27 protein-coding genes are annotated in these 25,435 nt (G+C 32.0%); 16 read left to right on the forward strand and 11 right to left on the reverse strand.

Annotated features, from left to right (window positions below; translation table 11 throughout):
* The 7 genes from AB3G33_RS09285 (at window position 1) to AB3G33_RS09315 (ending at window position 6,064) form a co-directional block, all read left to right on the forward strand.
* A complete protein-coding gene (locus AB3G33_RS09285) occupies window positions 1-1,338 on the forward strand; it encodes a histidine kinase (RefSeq protein ID WP_367768546.1) in 1,338 nt (445 codons plus the stop codon).
* Window positions 1,339-1,559: 221 nt separating this feature from the next.
* Window positions 1,560-2,459: an alpha/beta hydrolase family protein gene (locus AB3G33_RS09290; RefSeq protein WP_367768548.1), complete on the forward strand. Its 900-nt coding sequence runs from the start codon at window positions 1,560-1,562 to the stop codon at window positions 2,457-2,459.
* Window positions 2,460-2,708: 249 nt separating this feature from the next.
* On the forward strand, window positions 2,709-3,020 hold the full coding sequence (locus AB3G33_RS09295; protein ID WP_367752048.1) for a 2TM domain-containing protein: 312 nt from the start codon (window positions 2,709-2,711) through the stop codon (window positions 3,018-3,020).
* Between the two features lie 17 nt (window positions 3,021-3,037).
* A complete protein-coding gene (locus AB3G33_RS09300) occupies window positions 3,038-3,343 on the forward strand; it encodes a 2TM domain-containing protein (RefSeq protein ID WP_367768551.1) in 306 nt (101 codons plus the stop codon).
* 17 nt (window positions 3,344-3,360) lie between these two features.
* Window positions 3,361-3,714 carry a 2TM domain-containing protein gene (locus AB3G33_RS09305; RefSeq protein ID WP_367768554.1) on the forward strand — a complete coding sequence of 118 codons (354 nt, stop codon included), beginning with the start codon at window positions 3,361-3,363 and terminating at the stop codon, window positions 3,712-3,714.
* A gap of 58 nt (window positions 3,715-3,772) precedes the next feature.
* Window positions 3,773-5,263 carry an ArnT family glycosyltransferase gene (locus AB3G33_RS09310; RefSeq protein WP_367768557.1) on the forward strand — a complete coding sequence of 497 codons (1,491 nt, stop codon included), beginning with the start codon at window positions 3,773-3,775 and terminating at the stop codon, window positions 5,261-5,263.
* Window positions 5,264-5,308: 45 nt separating this feature from the next.
* A complete protein-coding gene (locus AB3G33_RS09315) occupies window positions 5,309-6,064 on the forward strand; it encodes a LytR/AlgR family response regulator transcription factor (RefSeq protein ID WP_367768560.1) in 756 nt (251 codons plus the stop codon).
* A gap of 91 nt (window positions 6,065-6,155) precedes the next feature.
* Here AB3G33_RS09315 and AB3G33_RS09320 read toward each other — a convergent pair whose 3' ends face one another.
* The 9 genes from AB3G33_RS09320 to AB3G33_RS09360 all read right to left on the reverse strand — a co-directional run bounded on the left by AB3G33_RS09320 (window position 6,156) and on the right by AB3G33_RS09360 (window position 14,397).
* The gene (locus AB3G33_RS09320; protein WP_367768563.1) at window positions 6,156-6,929 is read right to left on the reverse strand and encodes a CDP-alcohol phosphatidyltransferase family protein; all 774 of its coding nucleotides are present in this window, start codon (window positions 6,927-6,929) and stop codon (window positions 6,156-6,158) included.
* Window positions 6,930-6,992: 63 nt separating this feature from the next.
* On the reverse strand, window positions 6,993-8,015 hold the full coding sequence (locus AB3G33_RS09325; protein WP_367768566.1) for a COX15/CtaA family protein: 1,023 nt from the start codon (window positions 8,013-8,015) through the stop codon (window positions 6,993-6,995).
* 49 nt (window positions 8,016-8,064) lie between these two features.
* Entirely contained in the window at window positions 8,065-9,486 is a 1,422-nt protein-coding gene (locus tag AB3G33_RS09330) for a CCA tRNA nucleotidyltransferase (RefSeq protein ID WP_367768569.1), read from the reverse strand.
* 29 nt (window positions 9,487-9,515) lie between these two features.
* On the reverse strand, window positions 9,516-9,899 hold the full coding sequence (locus tag AB3G33_RS09335) for a GxxExxY protein (RefSeq protein ID WP_367752062.1): 384 nt from the start codon (window positions 9,897-9,899) through the stop codon (window positions 9,516-9,518).
* Window positions 9,900-9,957: 58 nt separating this feature from the next.
* A complete protein-coding gene (locus AB3G33_RS09340; protein ID WP_367768571.1) occupies window positions 9,958-10,524 on the reverse strand; it encodes an L-threonylcarbamoyladenylate synthase in 567 nt (188 codons plus the stop codon).
* A gap of 145 nt (window positions 10,525-10,669) precedes the next feature.
* The gene (locus AB3G33_RS09345; RefSeq protein WP_367768574.1) at window positions 10,670-11,443 is read right to left on the reverse strand and encodes a glycosyltransferase family 2 protein; all 774 of its coding nucleotides are present in this window, start codon (window positions 11,441-11,443) and stop codon (window positions 10,670-10,672) included.
* Between the two features lie 40 nt (window positions 11,444-11,483).
* Window positions 11,484-12,548 (reverse strand): glycosyltransferase family 9 protein, encoded by a 1,065-nt coding sequence (locus AB3G33_RS09350; protein ID WP_367768576.1) that lies wholly within the window; start codon window positions 12,546-12,548, stop codon window positions 11,484-11,486.
* Between the two features lie 19 nt (window positions 12,549-12,567).
* Complete coding sequence (locus AB3G33_RS09355) at window positions 12,568-13,548, reverse strand: glycosyltransferase family 2 protein (RefSeq protein WP_367768579.1); 981 nt, start codon at window positions 13,546-13,548, stop codon at window positions 12,568-12,570.
* A 33-nt stretch (window positions 13,549-13,581) separates the two neighbouring features.
* Complete coding sequence (locus AB3G33_RS09360) at window positions 13,582-14,397, reverse strand: 2,3,4,5-tetrahydropyridine-2,6-dicarboxylate N-succinyltransferase (protein WP_367752071.1); 816 nt, start codon at window positions 14,395-14,397, stop codon at window positions 13,582-13,584.
* Between the two features lie 344 nt (window positions 14,398-14,741).
* Between AB3G33_RS09360 and AB3G33_RS09365 the strand changes: the two genes are divergently transcribed.
* The 4 genes from AB3G33_RS09365 (at window position 14,742) to AB3G33_RS09380 (ending at window position 17,283) form a co-directional block, all read left to right on the forward strand.
* Complete coding sequence (locus AB3G33_RS09365; RefSeq protein WP_367752073.1) at window positions 14,742-14,975, forward strand: hypothetical protein; 234 nt, start codon at window positions 14,742-14,744, stop codon at window positions 14,973-14,975.
* Window positions 14,965-15,246, forward strand: a complete 282-nt coding sequence (locus AB3G33_RS09370; protein ID WP_367752075.1) for a type II toxin-antitoxin system RelE/ParE family toxin — start codon at window positions 14,965-14,967, stop codon at window positions 15,244-15,246. The genes AB3G33_RS09365 and AB3G33_RS09370 overlap by 11 nt, the downstream gene beginning before the upstream one ends.
* Window position 15,247: 1 nt before the next feature.
* On the forward strand, window positions 15,248-15,664 hold the full coding sequence (ruvX, locus tag AB3G33_RS09375; RefSeq protein WP_367768583.1) for a Holliday junction resolvase RuvX: 417 nt from the start codon (window positions 15,248-15,250) through the stop codon (window positions 15,662-15,664).
* 119 nt (window positions 15,665-15,783) lie between these two features.
* On the forward strand, window positions 15,784-17,283 hold the full coding sequence (locus AB3G33_RS09380) for a malate:quinone oxidoreductase (RefSeq protein ID WP_367768586.1): 1,500 nt from the start codon (window positions 15,784-15,786) through the stop codon (window positions 17,281-17,283).
* Between the two features lie 40 nt (window positions 17,284-17,323).
* Here the strand turns inward: AB3G33_RS09380 and AB3G33_RS09385 are convergent, their stop codons facing one another.
* Window positions 17,324-19,555 carry an FUSC family membrane protein gene (locus AB3G33_RS09385; protein ID WP_367768588.1) on the reverse strand — a complete coding sequence of 744 codons (2,232 nt, stop codon included), beginning with the start codon at window positions 19,553-19,555 and terminating at the stop codon, window positions 17,324-17,326.
* Between the two features lie 201 nt (window positions 19,556-19,756).
* Between AB3G33_RS09385 and def the strand changes: the two genes are divergently transcribed.
* From def to mazG, 3 genes are all read left to right on the forward strand, one after another.
* Window positions 19,757-20,344, forward strand: a complete 588-nt coding sequence (gene def, locus AB3G33_RS09390; RefSeq protein WP_367768590.1) for a peptide deformylase — start codon at window positions 19,757-19,759, stop codon at window positions 20,342-20,344.
* 89 nt (window positions 20,345-20,433) lie between these two features.
* Window positions 20,434-20,907 (forward strand): DUF5606 domain-containing protein, encoded by a 474-nt coding sequence (locus AB3G33_RS09395; protein ID WP_367752085.1) that lies wholly within the window; start codon window positions 20,434-20,436, stop codon window positions 20,905-20,907.
* An 84-nt stretch (window positions 20,908-20,991) separates the two neighbouring features.
* Window positions 20,992-21,774 carry a nucleoside triphosphate pyrophosphohydrolase gene (gene mazG, locus AB3G33_RS09400; protein ID WP_367768593.1) on the forward strand — a complete coding sequence of 261 codons (783 nt, stop codon included), beginning with the start codon at window positions 20,992-20,994 and terminating at the stop codon, window positions 21,772-21,774.
* A 209-nt stretch (window positions 21,775-21,983) separates the two neighbouring features.
* Here mazG and AB3G33_RS09405 read toward each other — a convergent pair whose 3' ends face one another.
* Window positions 21,984-22,664 (reverse strand): Crp/Fnr family transcriptional regulator, encoded by a 681-nt coding sequence (locus tag AB3G33_RS09405; protein ID WP_367768595.1) that lies wholly within the window; start codon window positions 22,662-22,664, stop codon window positions 21,984-21,986.
* A gap of 106 nt (window positions 22,665-22,770) precedes the next feature.
* Between AB3G33_RS09405 and AB3G33_RS09410 the strand changes: the two genes are divergently transcribed.
* Window positions 22,771-25,173, forward strand: a complete 2,403-nt coding sequence (locus AB3G33_RS09410; RefSeq protein WP_367768598.1) for a heavy metal translocating P-type ATPase metal-binding domain-containing protein — start codon at window positions 22,771-22,773, stop codon at window positions 25,171-25,173.
* Window positions 25,174-25,242: 69 nt separating this feature from the next.
* Window positions 25,243-25,434, forward strand: a complete 192-nt coding sequence (gene ccoS, locus AB3G33_RS09415) for a cbb3-type cytochrome oxidase assembly protein CcoS (RefSeq protein ID WP_367768600.1) — start codon at window positions 25,243-25,245, stop codon at window positions 25,432-25,434.
* The last annotated feature ends 1 nt before the right edge of the window (window position 25,435 follow it).

The following is a 25,435-nucleotide window of genomic DNA, read 5'->3' on the forward strand; positions in this document are numbered from 1 at the left end:
ATGTATAAAATTAATAAAGAAATACCTAAAGTATTTGTACTCTCATTTATTATCTTTTTTATAGCTCAATTTTTGAACTTGATTTTAGGGAATACAATACGATTTGATCTAAGTTTATTAATTAGTTTTGGATTTACCTTGTTGTACACGTTATCACTGTATGTGTCTAATATGTATCTTTTTAACTCCCTAGATTTGTATTTTAAAAAGGATAGGTTTTCTCTAAAAAGGATTGTAATTGGATTTTTTGGAGCATTTTTACTTTCTTTATTCGTTATTTTTTTACTGCGTATTTTTGAAGAAGTTTTAGTCAATGGGATGACATTTCAAGAGTTTTTATCAGCTGAAAAGCCATCCAATTATTTGTTTTCAATTAGTATTACTTTTTTTGTAACACTATCGTTATATACTTTTTATTTCTACAAATTATACAACGAAAACAAAGTAAAAGAACAGAAAATCATCGCTGGAACTGCCAATGCGAAATTCGAAAGTTTAAAGAATCAAATAGACCCACATTTTTTATTCAATAGTCTGAATGTATTGAGTTCTTTGATCGAAGAAAATCCGGATAATGCACAGCGATTCACGACTTCCTTGTCGAAGATTTACAGGTATGTATTAGAACAAAAAGACAAAGAATTAGTTTCTGTTGAAGAAGAATTGGCTTTCGCCAAAACGTATATGAACTTGCTTAAAATGCGTTTTGAGAATAGTTTGTTTTATGAATTACCAAATTCAATAATTGATCCAGAAGCTAAGGTCGTCCCGCTTTCCTTGCAGTTGTTGTTAGAAAACACAGTAAAACACAATGTGGTAAGTGAAAAAAGACCTTTGCATATTCGAATTAGCATTCAAGGAAGTTATTTAGTAGTTGAAAATGATTTTCAAAAGAAAGAAGTATTACAAGACCGTCAAGGAGTTGGTCTTCAAAATATAATTAATCGATACGGAATTATCACCGATAGGAAAGTATTGATAGCACAAAATGAAAAAGTATTTTCGGTCAAAATACCAATTTTGACCAAACAAATTACAGTTATGGAAACGACAAAAGAATACGATGAAAACAATGCCTACTACAGAGCAAAAAAGCGTGTAGAAGAATTGAAGGGTTTTTATGGAAATTTAATTTCTTATTGCTGTGTAATTCCTTTTTTAATTTTTATTAATCTAAGGTATTCGCCAGAATTTCAATGGTTTTGGTTTTCAGCAGGTGGTTGGGGATTTGGTTTAATCATGCATGCTTTGAAAGTTTTTGGGTATAGCTCGAATTGGGAAGAACGAAAAATCCAGGAAATATTGAGTAAAGAAGATGCAAAACAAACATGGAAATAGTCATGGAGAATAAATATCAAGAAGAAGATTGCTATTCTAAGGCAAAAAAAAGATTCAATAAAATCAAAGCATTTTAGTTGCATTTGTTCATCTATTTTAGTGTAACTCGTACTATATTTTTATTAACTAGAAATTCACTCCTGAATTACAATGGTGTTCATATTCAGTAGTTGTGGGCAATGCTAAAAACACTTAAAAACAAATTTTTACATTAAACAAAAATGAACATTAACTCTTTTTCAAACTTATTTATTTGGTTAGTATTAATAACTTTACCAGAAATTGTATTTTCTCAATCAACGGAATTTACAATTCAAGATGTAAAATTCGAAAGTCAGGGCGTCACTCTTTCAGGCTCAATTTTAACGCCAAAAAAAACATTTGCAGCTGTTGTAATTGTTCATGGGTCTGACCCTGTAAAAAGAGAATTGGAGTTTGCAAAACGTCTTGCCAAAGAAGGCATTGCTGTATTCACATATGATAAACGAGGAGTTGGGGAATCAGGCGGTGTATATGTGGGACCATCTGTTGGTACTAATAATATTGACACAACTAATCTTAGTTTATTATCTCACGATGCAAATACAGCAGTAAATACATTTAGAACTTATTTGAAGGATAAAAAGATACCTATTGGATTAGTTGGCTTTAGTCAAGCAGGGTGGATAATCCCAATTACTACAAGTAAAAATCCGAAAATAGAATTTATGGTTTTGTTTAGTTGCCCAACAATTACAACTCTGGAACAACTAAGGTTTCAGTTTTATACCAATGGAAACAACAATTTTTGGGAAACTCATTCAGAAGCGGATGCTCGTGAACATGTCAAAAATGATGCTGACCGCTATCAATTTACGGCTACTGATCCCAAAAACGCTCTAAATAAAGTTTCAATTCCGGGACTTTGGCTTTTTGGTGAGAAAGATATACAGATCCCGGTAAAGATGTGTATCGAGCAATTAAACACATTGAAAGTTCTAGGTAGACCTTTCGAATATACTTTGTTTTCTAACTTAGGACACAATACTTCTTCTGACAATGATGCTGAACCTGTTGATATTTCAATTCAATGGATAAAACAGAAAGCTTTGAGTATTCAAAAGTCTAAAGTATCAAAATAAAGAAATGCCTACAATTGTATAGAAATATTAAGAATTTTCTTATAAATTTATGTTTGCGTTCCGTGGGAAATTTTATCTTAGCTGAAAGATCACTGCCAAGAATTTCGAAACCTTGCAAAGCCGCATTCCAAGAACGTTAGTAGAGGAATTCGTTTATTAATACATGCCTGTAAAATTTAATATATTTACCGATTAGTGAGAAGAAAGAAAAATTCAAGAGATTTTAATTAAAGAAGATAATAAACAAACATGGAAATAATCATGGAGAATAAATATCAAAACGAAGAACGTTATTTTAAGGCTAAAAAGCGAGTAGAGGAAATTAAAGGATTTTACGGAAACTTGATCTCTTATATTGTTGTAAACACGGGGCTTTTAGTACTTAATTTGGTTACCTCACCAGAATATTTATGGTTTTTTTGGCCGCTATTAGGTTGGGGAATGGGTGTGTTTTTTCACGGGATGAAGGTTTTTAATTACATGCCATTTCTAGGTAAAGATTGGGAAGAGCAAAAAATCAAAGAATTTATGGAGAAGGAAAAAATGCAGAAATGGAAATAATATTTTAAATCAATAAAATGGAAAATAATTATCAAGAGGAGAAACGCTATTATGAAGCGCAAAAAAAAGTAAAAGAAATTAAAAGTTTTTATGTGCATCTTACAGTATATCTTCTGACAAATCCAATTGTAATTGCAGTAAATCTGATTACTTCTCCAGAATACTTGTGGTGTTTGTGGTGCTTGTTGGGCTGGGCAATACCAATAGTTTTACATGGTTTAATCGCTTTTGATTACCCTCCTTTTTTTAATAAAGAATGGGAAAAAAGAAAAATAAAAGAGTTTATAGATAAAGAAGAACAATCCAGAAATAATTGGGAATAATTTAAATTTTTATAAAAATGGGAAGATTTAGACGAAGAATGTATGAAAATTATACGTCAGGGAATGATAGTCCTGATGCGCGTTATGATATTGCTTATAGAAGAGTAAAAAGAATAAAAGGGTTTTATGTTCATTTATTAGTTTACGTTTTAGTTAATGCCTTTATAGTGCTTTCTACTTTTAATAGAAGCTTGCTCGGAAGTGAAGTCTTTTGGAAATGGGAGACATGGAGTACGGCTTTATTCTGGGGAATTGGTTTGCTATCACATGGATTATCAGTTTTTGGAAGAGAGTTGTTTTTTGGATCCGATTGGGAAGAGAAGAAAATTCAAGAATTAATGGATAAGGATAAAAATAATAAATGGGAGTAAAATGAATTTTTAGATTTGATTCTTTATTATTTAACCGTAAACTAGAAAGCTAGCTACCTTGAAAAAATATGTACCAGTTATTGCCGTTTTAGCCTTTATAAAACTTATAATTCATTTAATTGGAAATCAAAATTATGGTTTCCATCGTGATGAATTATTGCACCTATCAGTAAGTGAACACTTGGATTGGGGTTATTTTGAATTTCCACCTTTTATTGCTTTCGTAGGTAAAGTGGCTCATTTCGTTTTTGGATACTCTTTATCAGGAATTCGTTTTTTTTCTACTTTAGCTGGAATTGGAATACTTATAATCTGTTGTTTCATTGCCAAAGAATTGGGCGGAAAGAGAAATGCCGTTTTGTTAGCAGGAATTTCAGTTTTGGCATTCTTACCCTTTTACCGCAACCATTTATTATTTCAGCCAGTAGCTTTTGATCAGTTTTTCTGGACTTTAGGATTCTATTTTTTAATTAAATACTTCAATACCAAACAAATTAAATTTCTGGTGCTTCTAGGAATTACTTTTGGTATTGGCTTGATGAATAAATACACCATTCTAGTTTGGGGATTTGGAGTTTTTATTGGATTGATGTTTTACGATAAAGGGAAATTATTCAAAAATAAATGGTTGTATATTTCAGGAATTATTTCTTTTTTAATTTTTCTCCCCAATATTATTTGGCAAGTAAACCACCATTTTCCTCTCATTTTGCACTTAAAGAAATTAAAAGAAACTCAATTAGATGCTAATGGTACATTTGATTTTGTTATCGAACAAATCAAACACCCTTTCACATTTACGATTAGCCTCATTGGTCTAGTTGCTTATTTTTTGGATACCAATTTAAAAAAGTATAAAATTTTTGGAGTTGCCACGCTTGTCATCTTTGGAACCCTATGGATTATGGAATCCAAAGCCTATTATTTCTTTGCCATTTATCCAATACTGTTTGCAGCAGGTGCCGTGAAAATCGAAAAATTATTGGAGAATAAGCCTAAATGGATTTATGTTGTGGCTGCGGTACTATTACTTCCGGGTCTTCCTTTTTTGCCTTTAGCAATACCTATTTTGCCTATCACGGATTATGTGGAATATGCTGATGCAAAAAAGCTACAGGACGGTAGAGTCGAATTAACATCGGATTATGCGGATATGTTTGGTTGGGAAGAACAAGTGAAATTAGTAGATAGTTTATATCAATCCTTACCGTTAAAAGAGAAAGAGAATTGTATGATTTGGGCCGAGAATTATGGTGAAGCTGGTGCATTAGAAATTTTAGGAAAAAAGTATCATTTGCCTAATCCAGTTTGTTCACATGGGAGTTTTTGGACTTGGGGAACGGGAAGTACAGATGGCACTTTTTGTATCAGTATTGGGAACGAAAAAGTAGCCGTTGATCGTGTTTTTCAGGAGGTGAAATTGGTTAAAATAATCAAGCATAAATATGCCATTGATGAAGAAAATAATATTCCCGTTTACCTTTGTAGAAAACCCAAAATTAACCTGAAGAAAAAATGGCCTTTGTTAGAAAAATATGTTTTTGAATAACATGTTTTTTACACTCATTAATTTAGATTTTAAAAACAATATTTTATGACAATCATAATAATCGAAGATGAAAAACCGGCAGCAAGATTGTTGCAACGTAAATTAGAAAAGCTGAATCTGGAGGTAGGAGTAATGCTTCATTCTGTTGAAGAATCTATTGAATGGTTTTCGAATAATGAACATCCAGATTTGATATTTTTGGACATCCAATTATCGGATGGATTGTCCTTTGAGATATTTGAAAAAATCGAAATTAAGAGCGCAATTATTTTTACAACTGCCTACGATGAATATGCTTTGAGAGCATTTAAATTGAACAGTATTGACTATCTTTTAAAGCCTATTGACGAAGATGATTTAGAAATTGCAATTGCAAAATTTAAGGACCGTTTACCTAAAAAGGAAAAGCTTCAAATTGATTTTGAAGAGATCAAAAAAATGCTTTCAAATCCGTTTGAAAAAAATTACAAAAAACGGTTTACAGTAAAAATAGGGCAGCATCTAAAAGTTATTTCTACTGATGAAATAGAGTGTTTTTATAGCGAAAATAAGGGGACTTATATTCATACTTTTGACAATAGAAATTATCTTGTCGAAACTACTTTAGAAGTATTGGAGCAAGAATTAGATCGTTCTGCTTTTTATCGAGTGAGCCGTAAATTCATTATTCCAATGAAGGCAATAAAGGAAATTATTGTCTATAGTAATTCTCGTTTAAAAGTAATTTTGCCGTCGTATACCACCGATGAGGTTGTTGTAAGTAGAGAAAAAGTTTCTGATTTTAAAAATTGGATTGCTTAATTATTGGTTAAACTATGAGTTTATAATAAATATCTTAACTATCTCGTATTTAATTTTTTAAATACCGACAATAGATTATCTCTATTGGGTCTTAATGTCTAAAATATCGCTTTCTTATTCCTATTAGGATAAAAATAAAAATGGAATACACTATAAAAAATGGAGCAATGTATTCAATGTAATCTAAGGCCAACATCAGCGCTATTATTAATAGTTGGAAACCCAATCCATATATAGATACAAAAGTCATAAACCAATTTGGTAATGTTTTGACTCTATAAGCATCCCTGTCGAAGGTGTGAATTATTTTATCAAAACCACCATAAACAAGGGTATAAATTTCGAATAAAATTGCTACTGATTTTTGACTTTCTCCAGGTAAAGCTTTAGGCATTTTGTACTCAAAAACTTTGCTTGTGGAGTCACCTCCAATTGATTTGTTTCTTAAAATTACATAGTAATAATTGTATAATGTTCCCTGTAATTGGATGCAAAAGAAAGCCAATAATGCGACCCAAAAAGGCGTTGCTGAAACGTAGCAAATTGCCGATAAAAAGAAAAAATTTAGAAAAATATCAAAGACACTGTCAAGGTATCTTCCAGTGTAGGATGGTCTTTTTTTTAAGCGTGCCAGTTCCCCATCAGCGGCATCAATTATCGATTTTAAAATAATAAAAACACCTGCTAAATAGTATTGATTTTGCACTATAAAATAGACAGCAATAAGACCTGATAGGCCAAAAAGCAGCGTAACATGTATAGGGGTAAATCGAGTGTTTTTTAATCGTTTTGCAAATAATTTTCCAGGTGATCTTCCGTAATCTGATAAATCGAAGAACTTATCCTGAGCAGCAAGTTTAGACATTTTTGTTTAAGATGAACAAAGAAATGTGACAATATAGTCAAATGTAAATATAGCTAAAAGTTGTTATTTAGACAATCGGTGCAAGGTAAATGTCATGGCTGATAAAAGGAAAAAAGCATTGATTTGGTGGATTAATCCTAGCCATAATGGGACACCATAAAGTAATGTAAAAACACCTAAAGCAAACTGTAAAAAAACAAGAATTACAAGCAAATTAACACCGTATTTTTGTCCATTGTCCAATGCGTATTTTTTGCTTTTAAAATAAAGTAAAAGCATCATAGCAACTACAAAATAAGCTAATGTTCTATGTATAAACTGCACGCCACTTTTTCCTTCGGTAAAGCTTAAAAACAGGTTTTTTTGCTCTAAAAATACCGAGTCATGAATGAATTGTCCATCACTCATTAATGGCCAATGGTTGTGAATTAAACCTGCATTTAAACCTGCGACAAATCCTCCGTAGATGATTTGCAATAATAAAAAAGCAAGTGCATATTTAGCGATAGTTTGTAACGATTTTTGAGCAGCTCTTTTGTCTGGATAAATTAGGTCTAACGCTACCCAAAAAGTGTAAGCAAAGGTAATAAAGGCAGTTGTTAAGTGTAAGGCAAGTCTAAAATGGCTCACATCAGGATTATCAATTAATCCGCTTCGAACCATAAACCAACCAAAAAAGCCTTGTAAACCACCAAGCCCTAATAGTATGATGCATTTTTTAATTGTGCTTTTGTCTAGTTGTTTTCGAATTAAAAAATAGATAAATGGAAGCATAAATACCATTCCAATGGCACGACCTATAAAACGGTGAAACCATTCCCAGAAATAAATAAATTTATAATCAGAAAGGGTAAAATCATTATGGATATTGATTTTTTGATATTCAGGAAATTGTTTGTATTGGTCAAATACTTCTTGCCATTTTGCTTCTGTTAATGGGGGTAGAGTATCTGTTATCAAGTGCCAATCAGTCATCGATAGACCTGAATTTGTCAATCGGGTGATTCCACCCACGACTACCATTATAAAAATTAATAAACAACCGGATAACAACCAAATTATAACTGATTTATTCTGTTTTTTCATTTTGAAACTAATTTTGGCAAAGATATTTTATAAACAATTAATTCTTAATTCAACAAGCGTTAATCTTTAATCCTATTTTTTGAGCCCTTTTTAACATAAAGTCGTAAGCAGCTTGGTACTCGTTGGCGATTTCACCTTCTAATATAGCTTCTTTTATCGCTTCTTTCAGCATACCTATTTCTTTGGAAGGCTTTATGTTAAAAAGCTCCATAATTTCCTCTCCTGTTATTGGAGGTTGAAAATTACGTACTTGATCGCGTTCTTCTACTTCCACAATTTTCTTTCGAACAATTTCAAAATTACTATGGTATTTCTTGAATTTATTTGGGTTTTTGGTGGTAATGTCAGCTTCACAAAGTGTCATTAAGTCTTCTACATCTTCACCAGCGTCAAAAACCAATCGGCGTACTGCTGAGTCCGTAACTGTGTCTTGCGAAAGTACAATAGGACGGGAGCTCATCATGACCATTTTTTGAACAAATTTCATTTTTTGATTCAAAGGCATATGCAAACGTTCAAATAATTTTTTGACCATTTTTCCTCCGAGAAATTCATGTCCGTGAAAGGTCCAGCCTTGTTTTTTATTAAATCGTTTGGTTGGTGCTTTCCCAATATCATGTAGTAAAGCAGACCAACGAAGCCATACATCATCGGTGTTTGGACAAATATTATCTACGACTTCAAGCGTATGGTAGAAATTGTTTTTGTGTGTTTGCCCTTCAATTTCTTCTACGTTGTTTAAAGCGGTCAATTCTGGTAAAAGAATGTCTAGAAGTCCAGTTTTGTAAAGCAGTAAAAAGCCAATTGATGGTTTATCAGTCGAAAGAATCTTATTTAATTCATCTACAATTCGTTCTCCTGAGATGATTTTAATTCGTTCTGCATTTTTAGTAATTGACAGTAACGAATTCTCTTCAATTTCAAAATTCAACTGATTTGCAAAACGAATGGCGCGCATCATGCGCAACGGGTCGTCAGAATAGGTGATATCTGGATCAAGAGGCGTTCTTAAAACCTTATTTTCCATATCTTTTAAACCATCAAAAGGATCTGATAATTCCCCGTAATTTTTTGAGTTTAAAGAAATAGCCAATGCGTTGATGGTAAAATCACGACGGTCTTGGTCATCTTTTAACGTTCCGTTTTCTACAACTGGGTTGCGACTTTCAAAATGGTACGACTCTTTTCTAGCACCAACAAATTCGATTTCAGTATCTTCAAAACGCAACATGGCAGTACCATAAGTTTTGAAAACCTGAACTTTTGGTTTGTTAGGTAGTAATTTAGATACTTTTAAAGCCAATTCGATTCCGCTGCCAACAGCAACGATATCAATGTCTTTTTTAAAATCTCTTTTTAAAATCAAATCTCTCACAAAACCACCAATAACATAACTATCAACGTTAAGTTCTAGGGAAGCCTGAGAGATGACTTGGAATATTTTGTTATGTAATGCTTCTTTGTAATTCATAAGATTCTACCGCAGATTCGCAGATTTTTTTATTTTTTTGTGCGAACAATTCGTTTGTATTCTAAAGAAATAGAATTGAAATTCACCAATAATGCAAGTTCATTATCTGACACTTTTAGATAATTTAAGCATTGATTATAATGGCTATTATTAAAACAATCTACAGTTTTAATTTCTAAAATTATTGACTTATAAAGTACGAAATCTGCATAAAACTGATGCTTTAAAATTGTGTTTTTATAGTTTACTGAGTATTCTTTTTCACGTTCATAAGGGATGTTGTTTTCGTTAAACTCAAATTCTAAAGCGTCTTTATATACAATTTCTGAAAAACCTTTTCCTAAAGTTTTATGAACTTCAAATAGAATTCCAATTATTTTGTAGGTCTCATCTGCGGATAAATATTCCTCCATAAATTAAAATTTTAATCTGCGAATCTGCGGTTGTACTTTAATAATCTGCTATTAAAAACTATTTACGTATCACTTTTACCTGAGAGTCATTTGTCAACTTTATAATTGTCGATGGTTTTCCCCCAATTTTATCGCGGTGCAAATTTACAACATAGTCTACACCTTTAATAATCTCAGGACTAATTTCTTTGAAACTTTTTGGTGTGGGTTGCCCTGATATGTTGGCCGAAGTGGAAACTAATGGTTTTTTCATTCGCTCCAATAGTTTAAAGCAAAAAGGTTGTTTTACGATTCGGATTCCTAAAGTTTTGTCGGTGGCAATTAAGTTAGCAGCAATGTTTCTAGGATTATCAAGAATTAAAGTAGTGGGGTTTTCGGATAAATCCATGATTTGCCAAGCTACTTCTGGGATTTCTTTGAAAACATTGTACATCATTTTTTCGCCATTCATCAAAACGATCATGCTTTGCGTTTCGGCTCTTTGTTTGAGTTTGTATATTTTGGCTACAGCCTCAGCATTAGTTGCGTCACAACCTATTCCCCAAACGGTATCTGTAGGATAAAGGATAATTCCACCTTCTTTGATCACTTCAAGTGCTTTAATTACTTCTTCGTTAAGATCCATAGTTATATAAAAAAAATAAATTTGACTGCAAAAATAACTATTCTAAATGTTATAACTCTTTATTTGAGTTTCTAATAACTTAAAATACTGTTTTTTTATACTTATTACCCGTGGTTTTTTGAAATATAGTTTAGTAAATCGCCCTTTAATTTAGTGTCATTTTAAGGATTCTTAATCGTTTGTAACGAATAAAAACACTGTACGCATTTAGATAGCAAATAGTGATTCCTTTTTTTCCGTCGAGAAACCCCAATCGTACAATATAATTAAAAAGGAAGTTATAGGCAGGGTGGAGGTATTGGAACAAAATGGAAGGAAAGTCATTTTGCATAAACTTTTCCTGTGCTTTCAATTCTCCGTAACGTATTATTTTTGCTTTATAAGAACCATAATTAGGATAGGAGTAATGAATGAGTTTGTTTTTGAATACCGCCGTTTTTCCATTCGTAATTAATTTTTCATGGACTAATTTTTCAGTTGCGTAAGTAGCAAATCCTTTATGGAAAAGGCGAAAAATTTTATCATTTTGACAGCCACTAAAATGAAGAACCTTATGTTTGAACATAAATTTTCTACGAAACTGAAAAGCAATAGAAGTTGTTTTTTGTTGTGTCGTTTCTAGAATTTCTGACTTTAATTCAGGAGTTAGCCTTTCATCAGCATCAAGGAAAAGAATCCAATCATTTTGGGCTAATGAAATCGCATAATTTCTTTGTGCTGGATAATTTTTAAAAGTGTTTTGAAAGAATTTTACTTTTGGAAATGATTTACAAATTGCTTCCGTTTTATCTGTACTAAATGAATCGACAACAATAATTTCGTCCGCAAAATCCAAATCAGCCAAAAGCGCCTGCATTTGATTTTCCTCGTTTAATGTAATTATTAAAACGGATATATTTGTATTAGACGATTCAATCATAAATTATGGGCAGTTTGAAAATAAGTTCTTTCTTTTGGGTTTAGCGAGAATGTGTATTTAAAAAAGTTTGCAACGAAGGGAATAATAGTTCAGGTTGAAACTCATTATAAAATAATTTAGTTTCTTTTTTTACAATTTTAGCTGACTTTCCTTCAAATAATTCGGGTTTAAATTCATTTAAATGTAAAGAAATATGATTGATTCCGTCTTCAAATGTGGCCCAGCCTTTTTTGTCAATCCAAGGAGAAAAAACAATGTAGGAAGGTTTGTGGAGTGCTTTAGCCATATTGATTGCTCCACCATCATTACCAATAATCATATCACATTGGTTCATTATGGCGATGAATTCTCGAATATTCTTTCCTAAAACCGAAAAGTGAATTTTTTGTTTTGTACTCTCTTTGCATCCATTGAAGATCGTTTTAGCTTCTTCAATTTGCTTTGGAAAATAATTAAAAAGGATATTACAGTTATCATTGTCACCAATGAAATCAACTAATTCTGACATGTATTTCAATGGATAGGTTTTGTCGGGACTGCTTCCAATTATACTGAGCATAATCGTTTTTTTGGATCGATCTAGACCATGAGAATCCAAAAGGGAAGAGGCGAAATCATTTTCCTCCTTTGTTACATAAATTTCTGGAAATGTAATCAAATCGATGTTGAGCTGCAATGGATCTAGCAATGCTAATCGTTGTTCAATTATTAAGCCTAAATTACTAGTAGGTGTTTGCTGTCTTATTATATTATCTGTATAAAGGAATGTTCTCCCTTTTTTTAGATAAGATATTTTTTTTGATGCTCCTGAAAATAATACTACGAGCCAACTTTCTAATTTGGAATAAGCATCTATAACAATATCGTATTTTTCTTTACGAATCGTTTTTAGGAATTTATAAAGTTCCCATTTACTCTTTTGATGTTTTTCCTTAAAAAGGATAAGATTATCAAAGCTAGTATTTCCCTGTAAAACAGCAATCGTCGATTCATAAACCATGTAATCAATTTGAGCGTTGGGGTATGCTTTGCGCAAATTATCACATAATAAAGAGCTTATTAAGACATCTCCAATCATTTTTTGTTGAATTACAAGTATTTTCATTTGATTTGGATTTGAAAAGTTATGCTTTTATTTTCAAGTAATTCATGGCTCTAGGACTAATCCAGGTTTGCTTTTGTATGGCATTAAAATAATAAACGGATAGATTTTTAAGCATCAACCGATTCACTTTTAATTTTGGAATAAAAAATAAAAATAGACTAATAACAGATAATATTATTTTTTCTAATAGTACTCCAATAATCAACAAGCTATGTAAATAGATTTGTATTCCAAAAGTAAATTGATTGCTAATATAAGTGTGTTTTGAAATAATAACTTCTGTTTTTGTGAGTGCTTTTGTTTTGATATTCAATCGGGAAGCACCACCATGTTGATGAAAAATCGTTGCTTTTCTAGTAACGCCCACTTTTCCACCTATATCGGTTATTTTTTTACAAAGATCAACATCTTCAAAGTACAACCAGTAATCTTCGTTCCAGCCGTTAATTTTGGTGTACCAATCTCTGCTTATAAAAATAACTGCACCAGTGACCCAATCTGGGTAAAACAAATCGGTAGTAGTGTTAAAGCGTTTTTCTAGTTTGGCTTTGTTCCATTTTCTAAACAGCGCTCGCGAAATTCCGAAAAAGCGTCCCAAAGCAGGAAATAAGTTGTTTTGCTTATAGAAAATAGCATTCTCATTGATTTGTAAACACGATAGAATTCCAATTTCAGGATGTGAAACGGCAGTTTGTAAAAGTATTTCTAATGCTTCAATAGTAAGTTTGGTATCTGGATTTAAAAAAAGGAAATGGTTTCCCGTAGCCATGCTTGCACCAACGTTGCAACCATTTGAGAAACCATTATTTCCAGAATTTTCTATTATTGTAAACTTGGAATATTTTTCTTTAAAAATAGAGAATTGTCCATCGTTAGAGAAATTATCAATTACGATAACCTCAAAGGAAATTGTTTTTGAAACAATTGTAGCAATAGATTCTAAACATTCGTCTAATGCTTTCCAGCCACGATAATTAACGATAATTATAGATATATCCAATAGGTCTTTTATAAAGTGGGTTAACGAATCGGATTATACCGCTACGTCATATTCGCGTAAAGCATCATTCAATGAAGTTTTCAAATCAGTTGAAGGTTTACGTGTCCCAATGATTAATGCACATGGTACTTGAAATTCACCAGCAGCGAATTTTTTAGTATAACTACCAGGAATCACTACAGAACGAGCAGGTACAAAACCTTTCATTTCAACCGGAGTTTCACCAGTAACATCAATGATTTTTGTAGAGGCAGTCAAACAAACATTAGCACCAAGAACTGCTTCTTTACCAACATGAACTCCTTCAACAACAATACAACGAGAACCTACAAAAGCGCCGTCTTCAATAATTACCGGAGCCGCTTGCAAAGGTTCAAGAACACCACCAATACCAACACCACCACTTAAATGTACATTTTTACCAATTTGAGCACAGCTTCCTACAGTTGCCCAAGTATCAACCATGGTTCCTTCATCTACATAAGCACCAATGTTTACATAACTTGGCATCATGATTACACCACTTGAAATATAAGCACCATAACGAGCTGATGCTCCAGGAACTACACGAACTCCTTTGGCAGCATAATCTCTTTTTAGCAACATTTTATCGTTGTATTCAAAAATACCGGCTTCCCAAGTTTCCATTTTTTGAATAGGGAAGTACATTACAACCGCTTTCTTTACCCATTCATTTACCTGCCATCCTTCACCTACTGGTTCAGCAACACGTAATTTTCCTGCGTCTAATAATTCAATAACTTCTCTGATAGCATCAGTTGTTGTAGTTTCTTGTAACAAAGCACGGTTTTCCCAAGCTTGTTCTATAATTGTCTGTAATGGATTCATTTTTGTTAGATTTTTTACAAAGATATACTTTTTAACCAAAAGCAAAAAGTGAAAATTTTTCCAAAATGTTAGTTTTTTCATATGATTTCTTTGGGCATGACCCTACGTAAAAACTTCGGGTCGGGCTTTTCGTTCTCGCTTTTTTATTACTGGTCAAAAAATCCAGCAATAAAAAGAGCTTCACTACAATCCCTCACGCAGCCCTCTTTAATGACAAGATTTTGATTTTAAATTTGTTTTAAAAATCATATGAAAACAGACAAGATATTTGGTGTGATGGAGAAACGAATACAAAAAACAACTTATCATGAAATGTTTTATCTTTGTATTTTAAAATCAAGATTATGGAAACCATTAGATTAGAATTTCAACCCAATATCAAAGCCAAAATTTTAGAATTATTGAGTTCATTCTCTTCGGATGAGTTGAAAATAGTTCAAGAAGATGCACAATTGGATAGTAATAAAAGAAAGGTAGATATTGCTTATGCTAAACTAAAAAGTGGTGCTGAAAAAATGCATACTGTTGAAGAAGCAGATGCTATTTTAGATCAAACCTTTTCAGAATATGACAGTTAGTGTCTCCAATGAATTTTTGGAATTACTTACAAATCAAGTTCGTTTTATTTACAAAGACAAACCCAAAGCGGCATTAAAATTCAGAAAAGAATTACTTAGAAACATTAAAAAAGACCTAAAACATCCCTTTCATTTTAAAGTATCTAGATATTTTGAAAATGAAAACATAAGAGATTATGTTTTTAAAGGATATATAGCTGTTTATGAAGTTGATGTTGAGAAAGAAATGGTTTCTGTTTTTGCTTTCATAAAATATAAAGACTCCCTATAAAATGCCAAGAATACTTTCCATAGACTACGGTCAAAAACGCACCGGAATTGCTGTTACAGACGAAATGCAAATCATCGCCTCGGGATTAACTACTATTCCCTCTGCTACAGCTATTGCTTTTTTGAAAGATTATTTTACCAAAGAAAAGGTGGAGGCAGTTTTAATTGGGGAACCTAAACAAATGAATGGTCAACCATCCGAAAGTGCCTCAATAATAAAAGGCTTTGTGACTCATTTTACCAACCATTTTCCAGACATGAAAGTCATACGAATGGATGAACGTTTTACCTCAAAAATGGCTTTTCAAACTATGATCGATAGTGGACTCAATAAGAAACAACGTCAAAATAAAGGCCTAATTGATGAAATTTCGGCTACAATTATGCTTCAAGATTACCTGATTCAAAAAAAGTTTTAAGTAGTCATTTTGAATCAACTATAAAGACTAGAACGTTTTCGTAATTTCTAACTTTTCCACCTTAATTTATTATAATTTTTTTAATTATATAAAGTATCTTTGCATTTTAAAATTTTGATATGCTTGATACAAAAACCATTCGTTCAAATACTGAAGTAGTACTTATAGGAGCTGGAATTATGAGCGCCACGCTTGGCTTAATTCTAAAAGAACTACAACCTGATATAAAAATTCAAATTTTTGAGAGATTAGACATTGCGGCTGCCGAAAGTTCTGATGCATGGAATAATGCTGGAACTGGACATTCTGCTTTTTGTGAGCTGAACTATACCCCAGAAGGAGCAGATGGTTCTATTGATCCTAAAAAAGCAATTAGTATAGCTGAATCATTTGAAGTATCAAGACAATTTTGGTCTTATTTAGTGGAACAAAATAAATTACCTTCTCCAGAAAATTTTATCAAAAGTATTCCGCACATGAGCTTTGTGTGGGGTGAAAAAAATGTTGCCTATTTAAAGAAACGTTTTGAGGTGTTACAAGCCAATCCGCTTTTTAAGGATATGGTTTTCAGTACTGATTTTTCTCAATTGAAAGAGTGGATGCCTTTAGTAATGGAAGGTAGAGATGAGTCTGAGAAAGTGGCTGCCACTTCTATGGCTATAGGAACGGACGTTAACTTTGGTGAATTAACTAGAAATATCTTTGGTTATTTATCAAATTTAGATGGAGTTACGATTCATTATAACCATGAAGTTTCTAAGATAAAAAGACGTGATGATGGTAAATGGAGATTAAAAATCACGGATTTGGTTACGGGTCAAAAAATGAAGGTGTATACTAAGTTTTTATTTATTGGTGCAGGTGGAGGTTCTTTACCATTATTAGAAAAAGCCGATGTTCCTGAAGGAGAAGGGTACGGTGGCTTTCCAGTAAGTGGGCAATGGCTTAAATGTACGAATCCAGAGGTAATTGCTAAACATAAAGTGAAAGTATACGGAAAAGCTAGTGTAGGTGCGCCTCCTATGTCTGTTCCTCATATCGATTCTAGAATGATTAATGGAGAAAAACAATTACTATTTGGACCTTTTGCTGGTTTTTCTACTCGTTTTTTGAAAAATGGTTCTTATTCTGATTTGCCATTATCGATCACTACAGATAATATTTTTCCAATGATTTCTGCAGGAATAAAAAACATTCCACTAACAAAATATTTAATAGAGCAAGTACGTCAATCGCCAGAAGATAGAATGAATGCCTTAAGAGAATATGTGCCTGGAGCAGAATCGAAAGACTGGGTTATAGAAAGAGCAGGGCAAAGAGTTCAGGTGATAAAAAGAGATAAAAAAGAAGGAGGAATACTTGAATTTGGTACTGAGGTGATTACTACTGCCGATGGGTCTTTATCAGTATTATTAGGCGCTTCACCAGGCGCTTCAACGGCGGTTTCCATTATGGTAGATCTAATAGGTAGATGTTTTAAAGACAAATTGGCAACATCAGAATGGCAAGAAAAATTGAAAATAATGATACCCTCTTTTGGCCAGCAATTAAATGAGAATCCTGCACTTTCAGCTGAAATAAGAAAACACACTGCTGAAGTTTTAAAACTGAATAATTAAGTTTTAAAAATAGAATTGCAATTATAAAAAAAAATGAATCCTATCTAATGGATTCATTTTTTGTTTGGATCAATATTTTTGTTGTTTTTACAATATTTTCAGATAAGTTTATTAACCAAATCAATTGTTCAATCACAAGTTGTGCCTCTTGCATTTTTTGTTGAAACACTGCGTCATTACTATTATTTACTTGTTTTAGTTCTTTTTCACGAATCTTTTTTAACTCCGTAAATCGTGTATTGAATTCTTCATTATTGTTTTCTTCTTTTTGTTCTAAAGCAGTATTTCCTAAAAGTACTATAGCGTAATCTAAATTTTTTATTACTTGATTTACAACCACATTAAAGGCTTCAGAAGCTTCCGTTGTTTTGTGTGATTGAATGTAGGTTCCTAATGAGGCTTCGGATGACAGTAAGGCATGGTTCAGCACCGTTAATTTATACACTTGAGCTAGTTTGTTTTGCTTAGATTTAGGTTCTTGCAACATCCTTTGGAAAGAAGCCATAAGGTTTCCAATTTCAATAAATGCTTGTTTTCTGGCAAGGCGGTAAGAGGTAGAAACGATTCCTTTTTCATTGTAGAAAATCGATATTTGTTGTAAATAATTTCTGTTGGCTTTAATGGATTTTTCCAAATGGATTGGAATACTCAAAAATTCCCAAGAAGGCCATAAAAAATAATTAGCTAAAAAGGATAATGTAGCACCCACTAGGGTATCTAATATTCGAAATTGGATTACATCTTGAATATTAGGTGTTAAAATTCCATAAATAAAAACCACATATAAAGTGACAAATGTGGCTCCAATTTTATAATTAGTGGGAGTAAATGAAAATCCAAAAAGCATTGCAATAATAGCTAAACCCCCTATTATGTTTTTATCATGAACAATTGATAAAATCCCAAAGGCAATTAATCCACCTAAAAGAGTACCAAAAATTCTTTGATAAGTGCGTTGTTTTGTTAAGCCGTATTCTTGTCGCATGATAACTATAATGGTAAGTAATATCCAATATACATTCTGAAACGGAAGTAGTTGCCCAATAATAAAACCAATTAATATTGTAATTGTTAAACGCAGAGAATGTCTAAATACGGTCGATGAAAAACTCAAATTTTCTAGAAATGTACTTATTGGGTAATATAATGGCGTTATAAATTTTTCTAAATCTTTGTCTCTTTCTTTAAAGTCATGTAAGTCAACGGTTGAAGTATAAGCACGTTCTAGTGTTTTTATTTTTTCAACTTGCTTTTCAGCATAGTGCAACATAGTTGTAAGCATAAAAACGCCTTCAGTCGCACGTGTTTTTCCTATCTCAATTTCATAGTCAGAAATAGCTATTTCAAATTCGTGTAAATCGGTTATTAAATTATGTTTCGAATTGTATTTGCTTTTGTCTTCAATGCTTTTTGATATTTCTTTTAAGACCTTGGACAGGTTATATGCTAAGTTTTGATATGTCAATAAAACATTGGGATGGTTATCAAATTTTTGATGTAATTTATTATGATCAAATGAAGTTGATATGGCGAGTTCCATTATTTCTACAAGTGAAATAAAAAGAATAAGCATTTTACGATTTTGATTTGAAGAACCTGAATTGGTACGATTTCGTATTAAAATTTCTCGAATATTTTCATGAATAGCATTCAGTTTTACTTGTAATAGTAACTGTTTTTTTGTGATTGCTTTTCTATCCGAATTTATTTTCCAAAGATCACCTCTTAATTTTAAGTAACTGGAAGTTAATTGAATGCATTCGGCGATCTGTAGTTCTACATATCTATGAGGTCTAATGTAAAAAAAAAGCAATGAAATTAGTAAATAAAATAATCCTCCTATAAGTAGAAGTCCGGAATGCAATACCATTTCCCAGCCCGAATTAATATGAGCAAACGCCAAAGAAATAGACAGTAATGCTGAAAATGAAACCATAATCGCACGTTGTCCGTAAACGGAGATCATGGATAATATAAAAATTAATATTGCTAATAATGGATAAAAAATCCATGGGTAGGGATGGATAAGATTTATTAATAAATTCACTCCAGAAACAATTAATGTAGCTACTAGAATTCCAATTACTTTGTGTTTTAAGTTACTGGGAATGTCACTTGGGTACGTGAAAAATGCACCAAGAGCTATTGTAAAGCCAATAGAATAATCACCTAAATAGGTAAATAACAAAACAGGAATTACTGCGGAAATAGTTACTTTTAATGCATTTGTAAAATTGGTACTGTCTGTAAATTTTTTTATTGTAGAAATCATAAATAATATCGCTTACTCACAAAGATAAGGATTGTATGATTTAAGCCTATCATAATGAATGACCATTTAATACAATAGTATAAAAAAATATTATTTATCAATTTGGAATTATTCATTGTCTAATTTTTTACTATTTTTGCAAACTGCAGTTAAGGAATGTTGATTCTGGATTTGTGGTTGATAATATTTAATACAAGAACAATGATTTTACCAATTGTAGGATATGGACATCCTGTTTTGAGAAAGGTAGGGGAGGATATTACGGAGGAGCACCCAGACTTGAAACAAACTATCGCGGATATGTATGAAACGATGTATAATGCTTATGGTGTTGGCCTTGCGGCTCCACAAATAGGGAAAGCGATTCGTTTGTTTATAATTGATACAACTCCCTTTAGCGAGGATGAGGATTTAGAAGCATCGGCACAAAAAGAATTAAAAGGCTTTAAAAGAACTTTTATTAATGCGAAAATTCTAGTGGAAGATGGAGAAGAATGGTGTTTTAACGAAGGTTGCCTAAGTATTCCTGACGTTCGTGAGGACGTTTATAGAAACGAAAGAATTACTATTGAATACTGTGAAGAGGATTTTGTAATGAAAACGGAAGTGTTTGACGGTTTAATTGCAAGAGTAATTCAACACGAATACGATCATATTGAAGGAATCTTGTTTACAGATAAAATTTCATCTCTAAAAAAACGATTGATACAAAAAAAATTAAAAAACATTACTGAAGGAAAAACGTTTCAAGATTATAGAATGCGTTTTATTGCGAAAAAAGGAAGATAATATTATTTTTCATTTCTTATTTTGGTATGGTCTTTGGTCGTGACAAAAAATATAATACAAATTGAATTCTTAATAATAATTAAAAAAGCATGAGTTTAGAAAAAATATTATCCATTTCAGGGAAGCCAGGTTTATACGTACTTAAAGTACAAACGCGTACTGGTTTTGTAGCTGAATCATTAGCAGATGGAAAAAAAATCACGGTAAATTTAAAAAGCAATGTAAGTTTATTATCTGAGATTTCAGTTTATACTTATGAAGGAGAACAACCGTTAGGCGAAATAATGAAACGTATTGGGGCTAAGGAAAGTAATGGTCCAGCAATCTCTCATAAAGAAGATAATGCCACATTAGCAGCTTATTTTAAAGAAATTTTGCCAGATTACGATGAAGAAAGAGTGTATCCATCTGACATCAAGAAAATTTTGAATTGGTACAATACGATTCAAGCAAAAGGGCTAATTGTAGATGAGGCTCCAGCTGAATCTACTGAAGTAGAAACTACTGTTGAAGCAGAAGCAGTTGTTGAAAAACCAAAAAAAGAAAAAAAAGTTAAGGAATAATTAATTCCTTATGTTTATAAATTAATCCTGTAATCTTCTTTATTAGATTACAGGATTTCTTATTTTTACACAAAACCGTACGCTATGAATGCAAGACAAATTCAACTTCAAGCTTTTGAAAGATTATTAAATATTATGGATGATCTAAGGGAAAAATGCCCTTGGGATAAAAAACAAACTCTTCAAACATTACGTCACCTTACTATTGAAGAAACCTATGAATTGGGGGATGCTATTTTGGATAATGATTTAAATGAAGTAAAGAAGGAATTAGGTGACTTACTATTACATATTGTTTTTTATGCCAAAATAGGCAGTGAAACTAATGATTTTGACATTGCGGATGTGTGTAATGAAATTTGTGAAAAATTGATTCACCGTCATCCTCATATTTATAGTGATACGGTAGTAAAAGATGAAGAAGAAGTCAAGCAAAATTGGGAAAAATTAAAATTGAAAGAAGGTAAAAAATCGGTTCTTGAAGGAGTTCCTAAAAGTTTACCTGCTTTAGTAAAAGCAAGTAGAATTCAAGATAAAGTAAAAGGGGTAGGATTTGACTGGGAAGAATCACATCAAGTTTGGGACAAGGTGCAAGAAGAATTGGAGGAATTACAGGTTGAGGTTAAAGCAGGAGACCAAGATAAAATAGAATCCGAGTTTGGCGATGTTTTATTTTCAATGATTAATTACGCTCGCTTTTTAAATGTAAATCCCGAAGATGCTTTAGAACGCACTAACAAAAAATTCATTAAACGTTTTCAATATTTAGAAAGTAAAGCAGGAGAATTAGGAAAACCACTAATGGACATGACTTTGGCTGAAATGGATGTTTTTTGGGAAGAAGCGAAGCGGTTACCCCAAAAATAGGAATTTAAAATCTCGGATTTTCACATACTTCAATTTTGGGAAGAAGCGAAGCGGTTACCCCAAAAATAGGAATTTAAAATCTCTGATTTTCACATACTTCAATTTTGGGAAGAAGCGAAGCGGTTACCCCAAAAACAGGAATTTAAAATCTCTGATTTTCACATACTTCAATTTTTGGAGGAAGCGAAGAAAGTATTATAACAAAATAATTATTCTGCTATTCTTTTTAATTTATTGATGTCAATAAGTGTGATTTTTTTACCAGTTAATTCAATTAACCCCAATTTTTTGAAATCAGAAAGTAATCGTATACAACTTTCGGTGGCAGTACCAATCATACTGGCTAACTCTTCTCTAGATAACTGAACTTTTAAGCTACTATCTTCATTTATGCCAAAAGTAGCTTGTAAGTACAATAGTGTTTCTGCAAGTCTTTCTTTTACTGTTTTTTGAGCCATATCAACCATATGTCCATCAGCTTCTTTAAGATCGCCACAAATTACTTTCATGACATTCATTGAAAACTGATTGTTTTTATCAAAAAACCCCATTACTTCACTTTTGGGAATAAAGCAAACTTCCATATCCTCCAGTGCTATAGCACTTAAGTTTACAGGTTCTTCACTGATTAAAGAACGTTGACCCAATAATTCTCCTTTTGAAACTAGTTTAACTATTTGGTCTTTACCGTTTGGACTTAATTTTGATAGTTTACAAACACCATCTTTTATACAAAAGATTCCATTTACATTTTCTCCTTCTTCAAAAATGACTTCTCCTTTTTTTATGATGCGTGATGTTTTACAATCAGCAAGTTTAACTAGTTCATCTTTGTTAAGGGCTTTTAGTGAGCTAAATTCCCTAACGATACATTGTTCGCATTTACTCATCTTGAAATAGTTTGTTTTTATGTAAAAATACGTTTTAATATGACATATATCATATTTTTATTAACATTCGTTTAAGAGCTTTGCATCAGGTAAAATGAGCAAATTTATGGACACACAAAACTGTTTCCATTGTGGGTTAGATATTATAAGAGCAGAAGAAATTATTTTTGACAATAAAGAGTTTTGTTGCAACGGTTGTAAAACGGTGTACGAAATCTTTAGTGTCAATGATTTGACTTGCTATTATGATTTTGAAAAATCCCCTGGAGCAACACCATTAGATATTAAAGGTAAATATGAATTTTTAGAAAATGAAAATATCATTTCAAAATTATTGGATTTTCAAGAAACTGCAACCGCTATTGTTTCACTTAGTATTCCTCATATTCATTGTAGCTCGTGTATTTGGATTTTGGAAAATTTACAGCGTCTTCAAAAAGGAATAAGTACTTCTCAGGTTAATTTTCCAGAAAAAAAAGTCCGAATTACCTATAATCCTGAAGAAGTTTCGCTTAGTGAAATTGCTTATTTATTGAGTTCTATTGGCTATGAGCCCTATATTAGTTTAGAAAACTATGAAACCGGAAGTAATAGTGTGGATCGAAGTTTAACTTATAAATTGGGAGTCGCTTTCTTTTGTTTTGGAAATATTATGTTGTTATCCTTTCCAGAGTATTTTGAAGTAAGGGAATATTGGTTGGACGCGTACCGCCCTTTTTTTAGATGGTTAATCTTCGCTCTTTCGTTACCCGCTTTCTTTTATTCAGCTAGTAGTTATTATGTTTCGGCTTATAAAAGCATCAAATCGAGAATGTTGAATATTGATATTCCTATTGCTTTAGGGATTATAGTAATGTTCGTTCGCAGTACCGTAGATATTGTTTTTGATTATGGGTCCGGTTTTTTTGACAGTTTGACTGGGTTGATTTTCTTTATGCTTTTAGGTAAAATGTTCCAAATTAAAACATACAGTTTTTTGAGTTTCGAAAGGGATTTTAAATCGTATTTTCCAATAGCGATTACTAGAATTAATCCTGATGCAACAGAGGAAAGTGTACCTGTCTATGATATTATAAAAGGCGACCGACTACTTATAAGAAATCAAGAGTTAATTCCCGTAGATGGAATTTTGATTAGTGATAGCGCTTCTATTGATTACAGTTTTGTAACTGGAGAAGCTGTACCTATTACTAAAAATTCTGGTGATAAAATATTTGCAGGAGGTAAACAAATAGGTAAAGTGATTGAAATGGATGTTTTACAGTCTACTTCACAAAGTTATTTAACGCAATTGTGGAGCAATGATGTTTTTCAAAAAAATGTAGAGCAAAAACACAAAAACATCACGGATACGATTAGTCATTATTTTACTCCAATTTTACTCGTGATTGCTTTTGTTTCGTTTGGATATTGGATTTTCATCGATACCATTACAGCTTTCAATGTTTTTGCTTCCATATTAATTGTGGCTTGCCCTTGTGCCTTAGCCTTAACTGCACCGTTTACAATGGGGAATGTATTGCGAATTTTAGGTAAACAGAAATTTTACCTGAAAAATGCTTTGGTAATAGAACAATTGGCAAAAGTAGATACCATTGTTTTTGATAAAACGGGTACTATAACGACCAATAAAAAATCAAGTATTTCCTATCAGGGTAATCCTATTTCTGATATAGATAGCCTTTGGATTAAGAATTTACTTCGTGCGTCCAACCATCCTTTGAGTCGTATGTTATATGATTATTTACCAGAGATGCAAAAAATATCTATTGCTGATTTTGAAGAAATTAATGGGAAAGGGATTCAGGGCACAATAGATGGGAAACAAATTAAAATTGGTTCTGCTTCATTTGTTGGAAAAATAGAAGGCAATGCTTTGTTACGAACCGTTGTTCATATTAGAATTGATGGCGTTTATTATGGGAAATATATTTTCAATAATCAATATCGAGAAGGTTTAGATAGCCTTTTTAAAGGATTAAATGATGATTATCAAATCAAAGTCTTATCTGGAGATAATGATGGTGAAAGAAGAGCCTTAGAGACCATTTTACCTCAAGGAACCGAATTGATTTTTAATCAAAATCCAGAACAAAAATTGGAGTTTATCAAAAAACTACAAGAACAAGGTCGCAATGTGATGATGGTAGGGGATGGATTGAATGATGCAGGAGCATTGGCACAAAGTAATATAGGTATTTCAATATCAGAAAATGTAAATGTTTTTTCACCTGCGTGTGATGCTATTTTAGAAGCCAATGAATTTCAAAAACTGCATTATTTTTTAAAACTTTCTAAAAAAGCGATGACCACAATTAAGTTGAGTTTTGCTTTATCACTGCTTTATAATGTAGTAGGGTTATCATTTGCCATTAGTGGGAATTTACGACCGCTTGTTGCGGCAATTATTATGCCTTTAAGTACCATTACAATTGTCAGTTTTGTTACCGTTATGAGTAATTATTATGCAAGAAAGTTAAAATATTTTAATAAGAATTTTAACAAATAAACGAAGTATGATAAATGTCATATTTTATAAAAAGAGAGCAGGCTAACTTTGTTAACACAAATTTAAGGTATGAGTGTCATTTATTTATTAATCTCCATTAGCATATTCGTTGCGGTTGGCTTTTTTATTGCTTTTATAGTAGCGGTAAAAAGTGGTCAATATGATGACGATTATACGCCATCTGTCAGAATGCTTTTTGACGATGAAATCAAAAAAACACCCCAAAAACAAATACAAACAACAGAAGAAAAACAAAATTAAT

It is taken from the genome of Flavobacterium sp. WC2421 (assembly GCF_040822115.1).
Classification (GTDB): Bacteria; Bacteroidota; Bacteroidia; order Flavobacteriales; family Flavobacteriaceae; genus Flavobacterium.

Excerpts from the sequence above, each read along its gene's own strand:
- def (WP_367768590.1), top strand. The coding sequence starts at position 19,757 with ATGATTTTACCAATTGTAGGATATGGACATCCTGTTTTGAGAAAGGTA.
- AB3G33_RS09395 (WP_367752085.1), top strand. The coding sequence starts at position 20,434 with ATGAGTTTAGAAAAAATATTATCCATTTCAGGGAAGCCAGGTTTATAC.
- ccoS (WP_367768600.1), top strand. The coding sequence starts at position 25,243 with ATGAGTGTCATTTATTTATTAATCTCCATTAGCATATTCGTTGCGGTT.
- AB3G33_RS09325 (WP_367768566.1), bottom strand. The coding sequence starts at position 8,015 with ATGAAAAAACAGAATAAATCAGTTATAATTTGGTTGTTATCCGGTTGT.
- AB3G33_RS09385 (WP_367768588.1), bottom strand. The coding sequence starts at position 19,555 with ATGATTTCTACAATAAAAAAATTTACAGACAGTACCAATTTTACAAAT.
- AB3G33_RS09285 (WP_367768546.1), top strand. The coding sequence starts at position 1 with ATGTATAAAATTAATAAAGAAATACCTAAAGTATTTGTACTCTCATTT.
- AB3G33_RS09290 (WP_367768548.1), top strand. The coding sequence starts at position 1,560 with ATGAACATTAACTCTTTTTCAAACTTATTTATTTGGTTAGTATTAATA.
- AB3G33_RS09380 (WP_367768586.1), top strand. The coding sequence starts at position 15,784 with ATGCTTGATACAAAAACCATTCGTTCAAATACTGAAGTAGTACTTATA.
- AB3G33_RS09340 (WP_367768571.1), bottom strand. The coding sequence starts at position 10,524 with ATGGATCTTAACGAAGAAGTAATTAAAGCACTTGAAGTGATCAAAGAA.
- AB3G33_RS09330 (WP_367768569.1), bottom strand. The coding sequence starts at position 9,486 with ATGAATTACAAAGAAGCATTACATAACAAAATATTCCAAGTCATCTCT.
- AB3G33_RS09335 (WP_367752062.1), bottom strand. The coding sequence starts at position 9,899 with ATGGAGGAATATTTATCCGCAGATGAGACCTACAAAATAATTGGAATT.
- AB3G33_RS09295 (WP_367752048.1), top strand. The coding sequence starts at position 2,709 with ATGGAAATAATCATGGAGAATAAATATCAAAACGAAGAACGTTATTTT.
- AB3G33_RS09405 (WP_367768595.1), bottom strand. The coding sequence starts at position 22,664 with ATGAGTAAATGCGAACAATGTATCGTTAGGGAATTTAGCTCACTAAAA.
- ruvX (WP_367768583.1), top strand. The coding sequence starts at position 15,248 with ATGCCAAGAATACTTTCCATAGACTACGGTCAAAAACGCACCGGAATT.
- AB3G33_RS09345 (WP_367768574.1), bottom strand. The coding sequence starts at position 11,443 with ATGATTGAATCGTCTAATACAAATATATCCGTTTTAATAATTACATTA.
- AB3G33_RS09410 (WP_367768598.1), top strand. The coding sequence starts at position 22,771 with ATGGACACACAAAACTGTTTCCATTGTGGGTTAGATATTATAAGAGCA.
- AB3G33_RS09315 (WP_367768560.1), top strand. The coding sequence starts at position 5,309 with ATGACAATCATAATAATCGAAGATGAAAAACCGGCAGCAAGATTGTTG.
- mazG (WP_367768593.1), top strand. The coding sequence starts at position 20,992 with ATGAATGCAAGACAAATTCAACTTCAAGCTTTTGAAAGATTATTAAAT.
- AB3G33_RS09350 (WP_367768576.1), bottom strand. The coding sequence starts at position 12,548 with ATGAAAATACTTGTAATTCAACAAAAAATGATTGGAGATGTCTTAATA.
- AB3G33_RS09360 (WP_367752071.1), bottom strand. The coding sequence starts at position 14,397 with ATGAATCCATTACAGACAATTATAGAACAAGCTTGGGAAAACCGTGCT.
- AB3G33_RS09305 (WP_367768554.1), top strand. The coding sequence starts at position 3,361 with ATGGGAAGATTTAGACGAAGAATGTATGAAAATTATACGTCAGGGAAT.
- AB3G33_RS09300 (WP_367768551.1), top strand. The coding sequence starts at position 3,038 with ATGGAAAATAATTATCAAGAGGAGAAACGCTATTATGAAGCGCAAAAA.
- AB3G33_RS09370 (WP_367752075.1), top strand. The coding sequence starts at position 14,965 with ATGACAGTTAGTGTCTCCAATGAATTTTTGGAATTACTTACAAATCAA.
- AB3G33_RS09320 (WP_367768563.1), bottom strand. The coding sequence starts at position 6,929 with ATGTCTAAACTTGCTGCTCAGGATAAGTTCTTCGATTTATCAGATTAC.
- AB3G33_RS09365 (WP_367752073.1), top strand. The coding sequence starts at position 14,742 with ATGGAAACCATTAGATTAGAATTTCAACCCAATATCAAAGCCAAAATT.